Raw genomic sequence first — 15,520 nt, 5'->3', positions numbered from 1 at the left:
CCAGCCACCAGCTCTACACTCGGAAAGCGCTTCTTGATTGCAGCTACCTGATCAATTACAGCTTGCGAATGACCGTGCGCGGTATCGACAACCAGAAGATCCACGTCGGCCTCAATCAGGGCCTCAGCGCGGCGCATGCCATCTTCACCTACGCTGGTTGCTGCGCCAGACAGAAGACGGCCCTGCACATCCTTGGATGCATTCGGATTGAGCTGCGCCTTTTCCATGTCTTTTACGGTGATAAGACCAACACAATATTGGTTCTCATCAACCACCAAAAGCTTTTCGATACGGTGTTGGTGCAATAGACGCTTAGCTTCATCCTGACGAACATTGTCACGCACTGTGATCAGGTTGTCGCGGGTCATCAGTTCACAAACCAGCTGCTCGGGGTTTGAGGCAAAGCGTACGTCGCGGTTGGTCAGAATACCAACGAGGCGACCTGTGGCAGTGCCGCCGCGACCACCGTTTTCAACCACTGGCACACCGGAGATCTTGTGCGCTTCCATCAGATTGAGAGCGTCTTCCAGAGTTGCATCGGGACCAATCACCAATGGATTGACGACCATGCCGCTCTCGAATTTCTTCACCTGACGGACTTCTTCGGCCTGACGCTCTGGTGTCATGTTCTTGTGGATGATACCGAGGCCACCAGCCTGCGCCATAGCAATCGCCAGGCGCGCTTCTGTCACTGTGTCCATTGCGGAAGAGAGGATAGGCAAATGCAAATGAAGATTGCGAGAGATTCGCGAGTGCAGTTCGACCTGCGCTGGCATGATCTCAGAATGCCCTGGAAGGAGCAGAACATCATCAAAAGTCAGCGCTTCGTGACCTGAAGATGGTTCGTAAAATGTAGGCATTGCCAAGTTCCCTTCGGATGAATATAGACCGCCCTGACCCACTCCCTGCTCAAGTGGATTTGACTGCAGAGTTGTCTGAAAAGATAGAGAAGTTGACGCGGGTCACTACCACGGCTTTTGCGATTTGAAAAGGGGCATTTATCAATTTCAGGCCGCGGATTGCATATTTGAGCCTCACCACATTGATTTTACAAAATTGCCAGTATCACCGATGAGTGTTGGTAGACCGAGTTCCTTTAGGGTCAGCTTTCGAGAACAAACCCCTTCAGAAATACTCAGAGGCCTCAACAGACACCCCTGAGTGATTTCAGACCGGAAAGCTCTGAGTATGCCGCACCGCCTCCGCATGACGACTGTGATCGTTGGCATGACGCTTTTGCTGGTGCAGCTGGACGCCACAGTGCTTGGAGTCGCGATCCCCACTATCGCCCGCGACCTGAAAATCAATCCACTTTCGTTGCATATGACCATATCGCTCTATCAGCTCACATTAGCGGTGTTTATTCCCATTTCTGGCTGGGCAGCTGACCGCTTCGGCTCAAAACGATTGTTCGTTGGTGCAGCGCTCCTGTTTATGAGCATGTCGGTGGCTTGCGCTCTTTCAAGCAATCTGACCCATCTTTTGATTGCCCGGGCAATTCAGGGATTTGCCGGAGCCTTTCTGATGCCGATTGGACGCCTGACAGTCATCCGCATGGCAGGCACGAAGAACCTTGTGCAAGCGATGGTTTGGGTCGTCACGCCCGCTGCATTCGGAATTGCCTTTGGCCCCTTTCTGGGCGGCATCATTGTTCATTATCTCAATTGGCGTTGGATCTTTTTGATCAATGTGCCGGTTTGCATTGCCGTTGGCGCAATGAGCAGCTTTTACTTTCGCGATTACAGGCGTAAGAACAAGGTGCCCTTCGATTTTCCGGGGTTCATTTTGCTCGGAAGTACTGCCGCATCACTCCTGGCTGGGATTGCTAATCTAACGAAGATCACAGGCGATGCATTTATTCCTCTTGGCCTTTTTGCGGCAAGTTTATCATTCGCCCTGATCTTTAATTGGCATGCGCGGCGTGCTCCCCATCCAGTGATTGATCTGAAGCTCTTCACAAACCTCAGCTACCGTGTCTCGACCTATGCAGCTGTCCCATTGCGTATCGGCGTCGCTTCCTTTGCGTTTGTGATGCCACTCATCCTGCAAATCCCTATGGGCTTAGATAGCTTGACAACCGGCCTTCTCATGGGGGCTGCTGCCATAGGTGCCCTACTTTCACGCGTGGTCGCTCACCGATTGATCAAAACATTCGGCTTTCGTGGCGTCCTGCTGCCCTGCACCATTGCTCTTTCCGTATTAACGCTGGCTGTGGGCTTTGTCTGGCTTACCAAGTCACTTGCAGCAGTCACACTCCTTATCCTGCTCACAGGCTTCACACGAAGCCTTGTGTTCACATCTGCTAACACAGCAAGCTATGCAGATCTGACCAGATGTCTTGTTAATCAGGGTGTGAGCTTTGCAGGGCTGGTTCAGCAACTGTCCATTTCACTGGCGGTTGGTTTTGCTGCAGCCATTTTGCATGTTCGACAGAATATCACAGAAGAGCCCATACTCACCGGGCCTGATTTTATCTGGCTTTCCGTTTGCACTGGTCTGTTTGCATTGCTGCCTGTTCTGTTTTTCTGGTTCCTCCCTGTCAATCTTGGAAAGAACAAGGTGGATAAACAGGCACATTTGCATAATAAAAAAGGCTGGTCGAAACCAGCCTTTTTGAAAACTATTTTGACCCTCTGTAGCCCTTGGCGAGAATGAACATCTCAGGGCTGCCTTTGCGGCTCGCTGGTGGTTTGATATGCACCACCGACTTAAATTCCTTTTTCAGATCTTGAAGCAGCTTTGCCTCAGCGCCTCCAGCAAACACCTTGGATAGGAATGCGCCGCCTTCGTTCAGGTTCTGACGAGCAAAATCGATCGCGATCTCAAACAAATAAGTCGTACGCAGGTGGTCTGTCTGACGATGACCTGTTGTCGGTGCCGCCATGTCTGACATCACCAGATCGGGACGATGCCCGCCGAGCGCTTTCATCAACTCATCAGGAGCATCATCATCCAGAAAGTCTTTTTGAAGGATCACAACACCCGGGATCGGTTCAACTTCAAGATAATCAATCCCGACCACCAGTGGCTCATCATCCATAGAGCCGACAATTGGCGCAGTCAGCTGTGACCAGCCACCCGGGGCACACCCCAGATCGACCACGCGCATACCCGGCTTCAGGATTTCATGCTTCTCATTGATCTCGATCAGCTTGTAGGCCGCCCTGGAGCGATAACCATCGACCTTGGCACGGCGGACGTACGGATCATTCAGCTGGCGCTGCAGCCAGAGCGTTGAAGAGTTGGACCGTTTACGCGCAGTTTTCACGCGCTGAAACATGCCCCGATCACCTGATCCACGACCACTTGAGTTGCCGCTCATCTGTTATATTCCTTTCTAGGGGTGCGCCGGCGCTTATGGTTGGAGTTGCTCCAGACTTTGTCTGCAGCCATCATCTCCATCAAAATACCTTCTCGCAGTCCTCTGTCAGCAACACGTAAACGCTGACAAGGCCATCTGCGGCGTATTCCTTCCAAAATTGCGCAACCTGCTAGCACCAAATCGGCTCGGTCCTCACCAATACAAGGGTTTTCTACCCGTTCTTGGTAGGACATATTCAAAAGCTGGTTAATCATGGCTGAAACATCTTCCTGTTCCATCCATGCTCCATCAACGCGGCGGCGATCATAGCGTTTAAGACCCAAGTGGACCCCGGCCAATGTGGTCACCGTCCCGGATGTTCCCAGCATATGGACATTTCCGCGCTCTATAGCACGGGAGAGTTCATTGCCAAGAGGGAAATTCTCCAATCTCTGCGAGACATCACCAACCATGGCTTCAAAAACATCTGGCGTAACGTGCACGCCGCCGTGTCTTTCTGCCAGATTTACGACACCTAGAGGCAGAGACGTCCATGTTCTGACAAAGCGCGTCAGCGCATATCCCCGCGCACCATATCTGTTGCGCAGATCGAGCCAGACAATCTCAGAGGACCCGCCCCCAATATCGAAAAGCAGAACACCGTCAGCCTCAGGATCGACCAGAGAAACACACCCTGCAACGGCTAAGCGTGCTTCAGTCTCCTGACTAACAATCTCAAGCTCCAGCCCTGCCTCTTTCTTTGCGCGGCTGACAAACTCCTCACCATTTTCAGCTGCCCGACAGGCCTCGGTCGCAATGAGCCGAGCCCGCTGAACGCCGCGCTCGGAAATCTTTTGCTGACAAACCTGCAAGGCCTCAATGGCTCGAGAAATGGCGTCATCGGAGAGTTTCCGGTTACGCCCGACCCCCTCCCCCAAGCGTACAATCTTGGAGTAGGCATCGACAACGCGAAACCCGCGCTGCTCTGGTCTGGCAATCAACAAACGACAATTGTTGGTGCCCAGATCCAAAGCTGCGTAAAGTTCCTGAGACCCTGCCGCCTGATGCCTGTGGCGCGAAGGAAAACGATGCGTCCCATCACCACGCGTATCCGCATGATGATAGCGTCGGTTTGCATCATTTTCGCGAGATCTGTAGCCTGGAGAAGGACGCGGAGATTGTTGCTCTACAGGCCCTGACTGTCTGGCCTGCGATGACCCATGCGTTTTGGCCTCCTCCTTAGGTGCAGGAGCAGGTTGTATAACTTCTACTGATGTGCCGCCCGGATCAATATTGACAACGGGCGCATGTAGTTTCTGGTTTAGGAGCGCACGTCTTTCTGCCCGATTAGGCTTTGCGCGACGTGCTTTCCTCTGCCGCTTGGCGCCTTCAGGACGAGAACTGTCGGCCTCTTCCGCAATCCCAGCAGAATGACCAGCTTCAGCGCGGTGCAAAGACGCATTTTTGGCGTCACCACCCTGGCGCTTTCTATGGCGTTGCTTCCGTCTGCCCTTTTTCGAGCTTCCCGGGACGCCGGGCGTTCTCGCTCCATCCGAAGAGGACCGCTCACCCGTTTTCTTCAAGTGCTATGCCTTTGTGCAGTCCTTGAGGCATCTAAATGCGATCTGGACTGAAGTCATTTTAAGTTGGCAACATTGTAACAGTTTCATGGCAAACAGCAATCGCCCCATTTGAATGGTACAGTCCTAAATTTAAACGAATTCTCTCAAATTGCAGGAAACTCCAGAGGCTTACAAATCGGCTCGCCGGTGGTCGGAGTTGATACAGCCGTGCCATAACCAGAGCACATTTGCGCATAAACACGCAGAGCCATGCCCTTATTCACAAGAGAAGGGCATGAAATCCGCTTAGCCCACTGATTTTGTTAAAACTCATGAGAACCAAGTTGACAAGATCCAGTCCGAACACTAAAAGCCCTCTCACCGACGAATTGAGCAGCTTGCTTCACTTTGTTGGTTGGCAGTAGCTAACGTGCTGTTATTGCTGGGGATTAGTTTAATGGTAGAACAGCGGACTCTGACTCCGTCGGTCCTGGTTCGAGTCCAGGATCCCCAGCCAATTACTCACGTATCAAAAGCTTCAACTGCCAGGTAGGGAACACTTCCCTCCTGTTCTGCTGGGGATTAGTTTAATGGTAGAACAGCGGACTCTGACTCCGTCGGTCCTGGTTCGAGTCCAGGATCCCCAGCCATTTTCTTCCATACATTATATCTAATCAGATTGCCTGAGCGGCTCTCATATTCCGCTGATTGACGGCTTTGTGTCCCTCAAGAACACTGCTTGCGTCTTCAACGCTTGCAGAGGCCCTGCCATGCCCTTTTCTCCCAAACGGATTGCCGTTTTTGGTGCCAGCGGCGCGATTGGCTCTGCTTTTATCAATGATTGCCTTGATCGCTATCACACGGCGACTGTGTTTTGTTTTGCCCGTTCTTTAGAGCGCATCCCAGCCCATGAACGTGTTGAAAGTCGAACTTTCTCATTAGAGGATCCGGAAGGGCTCAATGCCAGTGCAGATGCAATTAAAGCAGCTGGTGGGCTGGATCTGATTTTCGTGGCCACGGGGCAGCTTCACAGCACCACCACGAAACCTGAAAAAACTATCCGCGCTCTCACCTACGCCGGAATGGAAGAAACATATTGCACGAACACGATCTTACCAGCGATGATCATGAAGTACTTTCTGCCACTGTTACCCAAGCACAAGAGGGCTGTTTTTGCAGCCATTTCAGCACGCGTTGGCAGCATTTCTGATAATTATCTTGGGGGATGGTATTCGTACCGGGCCTCAAAAGCAGCCCTTAACATGCTCATCAGGTGCGCTGCGATTGAGATGCAGCGCACGCATCAAAGCTCTGTCATTATTGGCATGCATCCGGGCACGGTGGATAGCTCCCTATCAAAACCGTTTCAACGCGGCATTCAAGAAAGCCAGTTGATGCAGCCAAAGCAGTCCGCTGCAATGTTGCTGGATGTGATCAGTAAGGTGGATCAGTCCCAAACCGGTAAATGCCTGGCCTATGACGGGACTGAAATCGCACCCTGAGCGGTCATTAAGCGTCGACAGTAGCTTTCAGAACGTACTGTTCAAACACATCGCGGCTTTGCGTCAGGAGTGCTTCGCACCACTCTTGTGTATCAACAAAGAGCGCATCCTTGAGCTCCTGCCTGATTTCAGCGGCCAGCTCTGGGGCGACAGTGTCCCGATTGCGTTTCAGCCAGTTGTCTCGGCGATGAGCGTCCAGCACTTGTTCAAATGGGACGGTGCCAAACTCCAGGATCAGCTTAATTGGTGGGACCTCCAGATCCAAACTGTCCAAAGTATCGCACATGAAACCACCAATGAGGCTCCACTCCGCCTCTTCACCCGGCTTTGAACTGAGGTCCATCACCTCACAGAAGCCGCTGGGGCCAACACCAGTGTGCAGATCAATGATCGTTGCACGTTTTGCGCCTTGTCCATAACAGACAATGACCTGCTTTAGGGTTTTGGTGGACCAGGAGGTTTCCTCCCCACCATAGAACAGACCCATTGGGACCGTGTACTGCCCCTTCAACACTTTTTGCGTCAGAGCGCCAGCCCCGTTCTTTTCCGTATAAGCTTTGATTTCGGCATTGGCAGCCTGCCACTCCTCACCTGTGATCTGCGGCGCACAAATGGCGGTGTGCAGCTCCTCATAGTCCGGGTTTTGAGGAAGGTCTCCATCAAAACTAATGGAGTTGCGATTGTTGTCGACGTTGTTCTCATCTGTCCGCGTAAAGATCGCGCAGCCAGCTGGATTAACTGCGTGCACCCAGACTACTTTTGTATTGTCTGGCAGCTGCTCCAGATAGCGCTGCATCAAGTCCAGCTGAATTCCAGAGCCCGCTGTGAGTTCCGTTCCGTGCACGCCAGAGGTGATGAACACCACATGCTCACTGTCCGGCTTGCCTTGCAAAGCAACAGTCATCTGCACAGGTCCCTCTTCACTCTTGAAGGTTGGGTGCGGGATGATCTCTGTCTCAAATCCAAGTCGACTGGCCAGGTCCATGAAACGCTGTTGAGCTTGGAAGTAGTCCTCAGAGAAAATGGGGTTTGCAGGCATTATGTACTCTTCAAATAACGGGATGAAGCTGTGATATATCGGCAGTTACATTACACACCTAATTGACCCGGGAAGAATAATCTAGTCTGTTGTTCCTTATCTCTTTTTTTTCGCATCACATGCAAGTTTTCAATCAATTGCGATGATGCGTCTTCATATCAGACTGCCGCTGCGCACCCATAGAGTTAGCAGCGATCAGCTTCCCGGGAGCGAATAATGAAAAGAAAACTGATACTAGATGTGGACACGGGCACGGATGATGCTGTTGCCATTATGCTGGCTGCTTTGCATGAAGATCTTGACCTAATTGGTGTAACCACTGTGAACGGGAATGCCGAGCTGCATTATTGCACAGATAATTCCTTGCGTGTTCTCGACTATATCGGCAAGCCTGAGATCCCGGTTTATGCTGGCTGTCACAAGCCTCTGGTACGAAATGACTTTCCAACTCCACGCACCAAAAACGACCTGACCGAGAAGATCCACGGCAAGCATCTTCCTCTGCCAGAAACCGCTTTAAAAGCACAAAAGCAGCATGCCGTTGAGTATCTGGTAGAGACCTACCGCAGTGCGACTGATCCAATCACGCTGGTTCCGGTTGCGCCACTCACCAACATTGCCGCAGCGCTGGCTGTTGAGCCGAAGTTGGTGGACCTCATTCCTGAAGTCGTGATCATGGGCGGTGGTCATGATGTTGGCAATGTGACCCCTGCTGCGGAGTTCAACATCTGGGCTGACCCAGAGGCTGCTTATGCAGTCTTTAATGCTGGCTTTGAAAAGCTGACCATGGTGCCGCTGGATGCAACACACAAAGCGCTGGTGACAGCAACACAATGCCGCCAGTTTGATGAGCTGGGCACGCCTGCTGGTAAGGCAATGGCGGCTTGTACAGGCCACCGCATTGGCATTCACGACAAGATCCAGAAGATGGATGTTGAGCACAGCGCACCGGTGCATGATGCGCTTTGTATCGCACATCTCATTCAGCCAGACGTGATTACGCTGGGAGAGTACCCGGTCGACATTGAAACACAGGGTGCGCTGACTGTTGGGCGTACGATTGTTGACAAGAACCACCGCGGCACCAAACAAGCCAATTGCAAAGTGGCCTTTGATGCGAATGCGGCACTCTTCGTGGACATCATGATGAAGACGTTCGCCAGCAATAAGTAAAATTAGAAAGCGCCGAGAGCATCAGTCTGTCGGCGCTTTTAAGCACCTTACTTTGTGAATGCCATCTGATTGGTATTGCCGAGCATCCAGCGCGACCCGAACTTATCAATTGCAACGCAGCTTGCAGATGCTTCAGATCCGAACATCAGGCATTTCACTTTGACTGCGGTCGCCAGCTGTCGGCGTAAAGAGTAATGATTTTCCGCAGGCCACATCAGACCAACGCGTATAATCCCATGTTGGTGATAGATATTGAGCTGGCGTTTATCGACAACTTCCGCTCGTCCACTCACTTCTGTCAATTGCTGTATGCTCAAGGCATTACCGAGTGAGACTGATATCAGCATTGTCGACAGACCTGTCAGTATCACCGTCAAAAACTTAAGTGAGCGCATCATTTCTCTCCGTGGTCGCACCTTTAATTCCATTAGGGAAAATCAAAGCATACCACGACCAAGGCGCACTCAATGCGCTTTATTGCATTTCTATGACAATTGAGGGGTATTGTGGACTTCAGTGATCTGATGCTGTGCAATCAAATGGCTCATGCCTTCAATTTTATCGTTTGGTTTTGAGGGGAAATCAGATCTTTGGACTATAATTCGCTCTGCAATTTGCATCTGAAAGGCTGGGTATAGATTAGATGCTTCGTTCTAGTGTTCATCAACTGTTTGACGAGCTGGTCTCCTGCGAGCAATTTCTTGATAATTGCGGAGAGCTTATGTGGCGCGACAAGCTTCGCCAGACCCGTGTCGTTGACGCCGCCGGTAATGAGGCGCTCGATCTGGATTTGCTGCTCTCCTACTTTTCTCAAAGTGAAGCGTTCTTTGAGTTGGAGCTGTCGCAAGATCTCGGCCACCGTGTGAGTGAGACGACCGAGCCGGGCGCAAACTCCCACCTGGTCACACTGCGGCTGGACATCTTTTATCTTGCGCAGAAATGCCGAGATGAAGGCAATGCAAGCATTGTTATCATCTCGGCTTGTCCTTAACTGCAGCTATTCTGCTGGCGTATTCGTGGTGCCCAGCGCTTTATCAAGCTCACTGTGCAACTTTTCTTCACTGGCTTTGCGTGGCTTCGTAAAGCGCATCAGCAGCAAGTAGGCGGCTGGTGTCACGAAGAGTGTGGAGAGTGTTGCAAAGCCTAAACCACCAACGATTACCCATCCCATCTCAATGCGCGCTTCTGCCCCTGCACCAAAGGCCATGACCAGCGGCACACCGCCAAGGACCGTAGAGACCACAGTCATGACAACTGGGCGGAAGCGGATAAGGCATGCATCATGGATCGCTTCAAAAACTGAACGCCCCTCTTCCCGCAATGTGTTGGCAAATTCGACAATGAGAATGCCGTTCTTGGCCATCAAACCAACGAGCAAGATGATACCGATCTGGGAGTAGACGTTGATCGACCCTCCCGTCAGGCCAATGGAGATGATCGCCGCTGAAATGCCAAAGGGCACTGTGCAGAGAATGACAAAGGCACTCATGAAGCTTTCAAACTGCGCAGCGAGTACAAGGAAGACCACCAGGATCGCAAAGAGGAAGGTCATGTAGACGTTGGACGTGGTTTTCTCCAAAACCGCTGCTTCACTCAAAAGCGTGACATTTGTGCCTTCCGGCAAGACCTCCTCAGCAACTTCCTTCATGTCGGAGATTGCCTGCGCAAGATCATAACCATCATTGATGGAGATGGTGACGGGGACTGCTCTTTGCTGCTCTTCACGCGTCAAGCTTGGTGCCACGGCCTCTTCTTCAATGGAGACAATAGAGGACATCGGCAACATGGTGCCGTCTTTACTCTTGATGAAGATGTTTTCCAAATCACGGGTAGAGCGCAATGGTAGACCACCTGCTTCCATGACCATTGGAATGCCGTCATCCTCTACGAAGAGGTCTGCTACTGAGGAGCCATCTAGCAGCATCCGCAGATTGGAGGCGATCCGGTCGGAAGACAGTCCCAGATCATTTGCGCGTTCTCTATCTACACTCACCAACAGTTGCGGCTGTGTCGTCTCATAGGACACGGAGGCAAAGCCAACTTTGTCGCCGTAACGGGCCTGCATCTCCGAAACGATATCATCTGCATTTTCGGCCAATTCATCATAATTGGTGCCGGTCACGGCAAAGCGAAGTCCTTGCCCAGCGCCGCGAATTCCAATTGTATTGGGTTGAGCAACACGCACCTTCAGGCCGGGGATTTTAGCGGTCTTGCGTTGTAGTTCGTTGACAATTTCCTGCTGACTGCGATCTCGCTCTGCCCAGTCTTTCAAAGACATAACAAGGAAGCCGCGATTGATCTGCCCCCCCATGCCTACAAGACTCATAACGCTTCGGGCCTCGCCATTTTCAACATAGGGCTGAGCGATATATTCCAACTCGCTCATCTTGCCCGCGGTGTAGTCCAAACTTGCCCCTTGAGGTGTCGATGCAATCATGAAGATCACAGATCTGTCCTCAGTCGGGGTGAGCTGTCTTGGCAGTGAGGTATATTGGGATGCTCCCAAAATGACGAAGAGCGTTGCTGCACCCAGCAATATGAATGGACGACGCAATGTCCAATCCAACGTGCTGGAGTACCAACGCTCAATGGCGGTCCCCATACTGGAAATCACAGTCCAGGTCGCAGAGGGTTTGTGCGTGTCCTCATAGTTTTTCGTTCGCAACAGACGAGAAGCCATCATCGGCGCAAGGGTCAGCGCAACGAAGGACGACAGCATCACGCTGATTGCAAGCACGAAGCCGAACTCAGAGAAGAGTTTGCCGACACTGCCCGGGAGGAATGAGATTGGTATAAACACAGCAGCCAGCGTGGCCGTTGTGGTGATGACTGCAAAGAAGACCTCCCGCGTACCAAGGATCGCAGCAGCACGCGGCCCCTGCCCTTTATGAACGCGCTTGGAGATATTCTCCAGAACCACAATTGCATCATCAACCACCATGCCGGTTGCCAGCAAAAGGGCCAGAAGCGTCAAAACGTTTGCGGAAAAGCCCGCTAGCCAGATGCCAACCAAAGCCCCAATCAAGGCAACAGGAACAGTGACAGCAGGAATAAGCGTGACTCGAATAGAACCGAGGAACAGCAGCATCACACCAATGACAATGCTGGTGGATAGGAACAGCGAGAACACGACTTCCTTGATCGCGCCACCAATGAACGTTGCATCATCACTGCTGACGTTGACTTCAACATCCTTTGGAAGCTGGTCCTTCATGCGCTCAATTTCAGCGCGGACGTTGTTGGAGATGTCGATGGTATTTGAGTTTGCCGAGCGAATGATACCCATGCCGACAGCACGTTTACCGTTGTAAAACGCACCAGAGGATGCGCGTTCCGGCCCATAGCTCACAAACGCGATATCGCGAATTCGGGTGGTATCGTTTAGCTTGACCATACCGATCTGTTCGGCAGTTTTCACGTCAGAGTTTGCACGAACAAAGAGCTCCTGATCGCCCGTTTCCAGCGACCCGCCGGAAGTATCAAGCGCAAGCTCTTCCAAAACAGAGCGCAGATTGTCAGGTGTCAGGCCGCGAGATGACATTGCCTGCACGTTGATCGCAACTTTGAAGACGGGCGTTTGAGAGCCATACAGATCCACACTGGCAACACCCGGTACAGACGTGATGCGGTCAACGATCTCGTCATCCACAAACTTGCTCAGTTCTTCGATGCGCATTTCATCAGAAGTTACAACAACGCGCATGACAGGATCGGCATCCGCGTCTGCCTTCACCACAACGGGAGTATCTGCATCTTCTGGCAGATTACGCCCCGCTCCGCTCACAGCATCGCGGATATCATTGGCAGCTTCACTGACGTCGACACCATCATTGAATTCAACGGTAATTCGGCTGCGACCATATTTTGAATTGGATGAAATGGATTCGATGCCTGCGGTGCGGGAGATCGCTTTTTCCAGCACACTGGTTATCTCGGCATCCGTAACTTCTGGCGGCGCACCGGAGTATGTGGTCGTGACCGTTACAACGGGCCGGTCCACATTTGGCATTTCCCGCACTTCAACGCCAAGTAACGCCGCGATACCAGCTACGATAATAAGAAGGTTCAGGGTAATTGCCAAAACTGGACGCCGTACACACAGGGCATACAATCCGCTTAGGTGACTTTCCCGTGTCGATTTTTTATCGGTTGTCATAGAAACACCTTCGGGTCGGTCATTCAGGAGCTGGATTTCGTCGTGCCATCAGGCGATATTCCAGATTGGGAACCAGAGCTTTTTACTGGTTCGCCCTTATCTGTTTGGCCTGTGTCCGGCTTATTCTTGCCTTGCCCGCGTCCCTGCCCTTTGCCCTTTACCCCAGTTTTATTACTGGGTGTCTGTGTCTCACTCACGAGTGGCGCGGTTGGTTCATCAGGGCTGATCAGCGTAAAACCAGGCTCAGCCTGAAGCGTCACTTTTGTTCCCGGACGCAAGTCACGCACTGATTCAGTTATAACGATATCGCCTGACTCTACCTCACCTTCAATCAAGACGCGATCAGCGCTGCGCTCAATGACAGTTACGTCGGCTCGCAGAGCTTCACCATTTTCAGCAAGCCAGACATGCGGCCCGGAACGATCCCATTTGAGCGCGATGGACGGGACGGATGGCCATTCATCCCCTTCCAACTGGACGCGAGCATCGAATGCGATCCCAGATCTCAGAAGATCGTCAGGATTTGCTACGGTTGCCTGTACTTTCAATGTGCGGGATTCGGAGTTGACGCGATTTTCCAGAGCCGTCAGCTCACCGCTGAATGTATGCCCCGGCATCGCTTCTGTGCGCAGTTCAACAGTATCTCCACGTTTAACCTTGTTGGCAAACCGTTCTGGTACGACAAATTCCACCAGAATGCTTGAGCGATCGTCCAGACCTGTGATGCGGGAAGACTGGGTTACGTAGTCGCCGATTTCAACATCCATGATGCCGAGAATACCTTCAAATGGCGCTCTCACAAGCCTGCGATCAAGATCGATACTGGCTTTGTCCAGATCCAGTCGGGCCTGATTTGTTGCGAGCAAAGCGTTTTGCATCTGGACTGTCGAAATGGTCTGCGAAGACATCAGCTTTTCATAGCGTTCAACCTGCTCTTCAGCATCTTTAAGCGCAAGCTTGGCGCGGTTGACCGCCAGTTTCTCTTCCGCATCATCCAGACGCAGCACAACATCACCTGTAGAGACGCGCGTCCCTGCCTTGAAAGGCAGCTCCTGAATGCGTCCAGAGCTTTCCGGGTAGAGATCTGTCATCTTGGCAGCACGGCCTGTGCCGATTGCGCGGACAAATGTATCGGTTACGCCTGTGGTCACATTACGGGCGCGAGCCAGAATTTCATGATTGCCACCACCGCCGCGTTTTCCGCCTCCACGCTTGCCCTGCTGTTTGTTGCCGGAGCCCTTCACGGCGACATCTGCCATCTCAGTTGGCCAAAGCGTTAGTCCAACGGAAGCGAACAGGGGGACAGGCTTGGAGAACAGAACCGGCTTACCGATATATAAACCTGCAATACCAACTACGACGGCGATCAGACCAACTTTTACAGCCTGTCTAGAACGGGACATTAACAGCCAACTCCTACCAGAATTTGCAGTACTTACGGCTATTCAGGCTCACTGGATCAATGAGGAGCCTCTTGGCGATTCAAGCATGCTTGAAAGAACACATTAGTTGAGAGTGTTTTACATTGCTTTTGTGAGACATGTGCATTTTGAAGTTTGTAAAAACGTAATGACATTGTCTGAACCGGCGTTTTGCTACAGTTCGTTACACTTTCCTTGGTCTGCCCCGCGCGTTTTCCAGAGGCAGATGCACAAAAGGCCTGACAGTGATATCAGGCCTTTCAGTCATTTTCGCGATGCTACATTTAGCTAAACGCTGAGCGGTTCCACCGGGTTACCTGCCGGACGCACCACAACGCGTGATCCATTTGGCACGCGGTTGTAAAGGTCAATCACATCCTGGTTGAGCAGGCGGATACAGCCACTTGAGACGTTTTTGCCGATTGACCAGTGCTCGTTGGTTCCGTGCAGGCGGTACAACGTGTCTTTGCCGTTCTGGAACAGGTAAAGCGCACGGGCGCCCAGCGGGTTTTCAATACCCGGCGCCATGCCATGGCGGAACTCTTCAAGTTCTGGCTGACGTGCGATCATCTCTGCTGGCGGCGTCCATTTTGGCCACTGACGTTTGTACTGGATGACAGCATCGCCGTTCCAGCTAAAGCCAGCACGGCCTACACCGACACCATAGCGCATGGCAGTGCCATCACCACGCACCAGATAAAGGAAGCGGTTGGATGGGTCGACAACAAGTGTGCCGCCAATTTCCGGACCGGTGTAGTTCACCACCTGACGGAGGTACTTACCGTCTGGGATCTGGTTGAGGTTGACTGCAGGGATGGGGAATTTTTCTTCCGGCATCGGGCCATAAACAGCCTTGTAGTACGGATCCTGGCGAAGGTCGGCCACAGTCTTGCGTTTTGGAGCACCGGTTGTCTGACAGCCTGCCAAAGCGAGGGCTGCTGTACCGATTACAAAACCACGTCTGGACAAACTACCTTTGTTACAATGCCTCGCCTTCTCGGCAGTTGTACTTAAAAAGCTCATGGTCACCCTATTATTGTTCCTTAAGTTAGATTGCCGAGCATGCTGCAATAAACATATCGCACAGTCGATTTGCGTTTCTAACTTGTCTCTATCAATAACTAATTGAGGAAGACAGATGGTCACGACAATTTGAACCTATGCACAATTCACTATGTGGATTCAAAGGGTGCGACCAACAAGGCCTTAAAGGGTGTGTCTGGCTTGCAAATGGCTGGATTGCGGCCAGTTCAAGAACAAGATGGCTTTTCTACAGATGTTGAAGAAACCTCCCTCACCTGAGGCAAGAGAGGCAAAGGCTTCAGTTTTTGAAACGGTTAGGGCTTGTGGTGTTCATGCCAATGGC

12 protein-coding genes and 2 tRNA genes are annotated in these 15,520 nt (G+C 51.9%); 6 read left to right on the top strand and 8 right to left on the bottom strand.

Features of this window, described 5'->3' with window-relative positions; translation table 11 throughout:
• A partial coding sequence (locus PPL9_RS34585) for an IMP dehydrogenase (protein ID WP_244273506.1) occupies positions 1–860 on the bottom strand: 860 nt, incomplete at its 3' end.
• 328 nt (positions 861–1,188) lie between these two features.
• On the opposite strand from PPL9_RS34585, the gene PPL9_RS29670 reads away from it, so the two are divergent.
• Positions 1,189–2,655, top strand: coding sequence for an MFS transporter (locus tag PPL9_RS29670; RefSeq protein WP_082597177.1), 1,467 nt, complete (start codon positions 1,189–1,191; stop codon positions 2,653–2,655).
• On the opposite strand, the gene PPL9_RS29665 is transcribed toward PPL9_RS29670, so the two are convergent.
• Both PPL9_RS29665 and PPL9_RS29660 read right to left on the bottom strand, forming a co-directional pair.
• Positions 2,621–3,322, bottom strand: coding sequence for an RlmE family RNA methyltransferase (locus tag PPL9_RS29665; protein WP_057466074.1), 702 nt, complete (start codon positions 3,320–3,322; stop codon positions 2,621–2,623). The two genes, PPL9_RS29670 and PPL9_RS29665, sit on opposite strands and share 35 nt — an antisense overlap.
• A complete protein-coding gene (locus tag PPL9_RS29660) occupies positions 3,319–4,755 on the bottom strand; it encodes a Ppx/GppA phosphatase family protein (protein ID WP_057466073.1) in 1,437 nt (478 codons plus the stop codon). Before PPL9_RS29660 ends, PPL9_RS29665 begins: the two co-directional genes overlap by 4 nt.
• Before the next feature lie 551 nt (positions 4,756–5,306).
• Here PPL9_RS29660 and PPL9_RS29655 point away from each other — a divergent pair.
• From PPL9_RS29655 to PPL9_RS29645, 3 genes are all read left to right on the top strand, one after another.
• A tRNA-Gln gene (locus PPL9_RS29655) sits at positions 5,307–5,380 on the top strand.
• Positions 5,381–5,439: 59 nt separating this feature from the next.
• Positions 5,440–5,513, top strand: a tRNA-Gln gene (locus tag PPL9_RS29650).
• 120 nt (positions 5,514–5,633) lie between these two features.
• On the top strand, positions 5,634–6,365 hold the full coding sequence (locus PPL9_RS29645) for an SDR family NAD(P)-dependent oxidoreductase (protein ID WP_057466072.1): 732 nt from the start codon (positions 5,634–5,636) through the stop codon (positions 6,363–6,365).
• A gap of 7 nt (positions 6,366–6,372) precedes the next feature.
• Here PPL9_RS29645 and PPL9_RS29640 read toward each other — a convergent pair whose 3' ends face one another.
• A complete protein-coding gene (locus PPL9_RS29640; protein ID WP_082597176.1) occupies positions 6,373–7,404 on the bottom strand; it encodes a DUF2817 domain-containing protein in 1,032 nt (343 codons plus the stop codon).
• Between the two features lie 216 nt (positions 7,405–7,620).
• On the opposite strand from PPL9_RS29640, the gene PPL9_RS29635 reads away from it, so the two are divergent.
• Positions 7,621–8,577: a nucleoside hydrolase gene (locus PPL9_RS29635; RefSeq protein WP_057466071.1), complete on the top strand. Its 957-nt coding sequence runs from the start codon at positions 7,621–7,623 to the stop codon at positions 8,575–8,577.
• A gap of 47 nt (positions 8,578–8,624) precedes the next feature.
• Here the strand turns inward: PPL9_RS29635 and PPL9_RS29630 are convergent, their stop codons facing one another.
• Positions 8,625–8,972, bottom strand: coding sequence for a hypothetical protein (locus PPL9_RS29630; protein WP_057466070.1), 348 nt, complete (start codon positions 8,970–8,972; stop codon positions 8,625–8,627).
• Positions 8,973–9,220: 248 nt separating this feature from the next.
• Here PPL9_RS29630 and PPL9_RS29625 point away from each other — a divergent pair, with 248 nt between their 5' ends.
• Positions 9,221–9,568 carry a hypothetical protein gene (locus PPL9_RS29625; RefSeq protein WP_057466069.1) on the top strand — a complete coding sequence of 116 codons (348 nt, stop codon included), beginning with the start codon at positions 9,221–9,223 and terminating at the stop codon, positions 9,566–9,568.
• 6 nt (positions 9,569–9,574) lie between these two features.
• Here PPL9_RS29625 and PPL9_RS29620 read toward each other — a convergent pair whose 3' ends face one another.
• From PPL9_RS29620 to PPL9_RS29610, 3 genes are all read right to left on the bottom strand, one after another.
• Complete coding sequence (locus tag PPL9_RS29620) at positions 9,575–12,733, bottom strand: efflux RND transporter permease subunit (protein WP_057466068.1); 3,159 nt, start codon at positions 12,731–12,733, stop codon at positions 9,575–9,577.
• 23 nt (positions 12,734–12,756) lie between these two features.
• Entirely contained in the window at positions 12,757–14,136 is a 1,380-nt protein-coding gene (locus PPL9_RS29615) for an efflux RND transporter periplasmic adaptor subunit (protein ID WP_057466067.1), read from the bottom strand.
• A 306-nt stretch (positions 14,137–14,442) separates the two neighbouring features.
• Positions 14,443–15,177 (bottom strand): L,D-transpeptidase, encoded by a 735-nt coding sequence (locus PPL9_RS29610; RefSeq protein ID WP_208989724.1) that lies wholly within the window; start codon positions 15,175–15,177, stop codon positions 14,443–14,445.
• Positions 15,178–15,520 lie beyond the last annotated feature (343 nt).

Source organism: Pseudovibrio sp. POLY-S9 (assembly GCF_001431305.1).
GTDB lineage: Bacteria > Pseudomonadota > Alphaproteobacteria > Rhizobiales > Stappiaceae > Pseudovibrio.
Note: the sequence above shows the minus strand (reverse complement) of the source record. Positions and strands in the feature narration are given on the sequence as shown.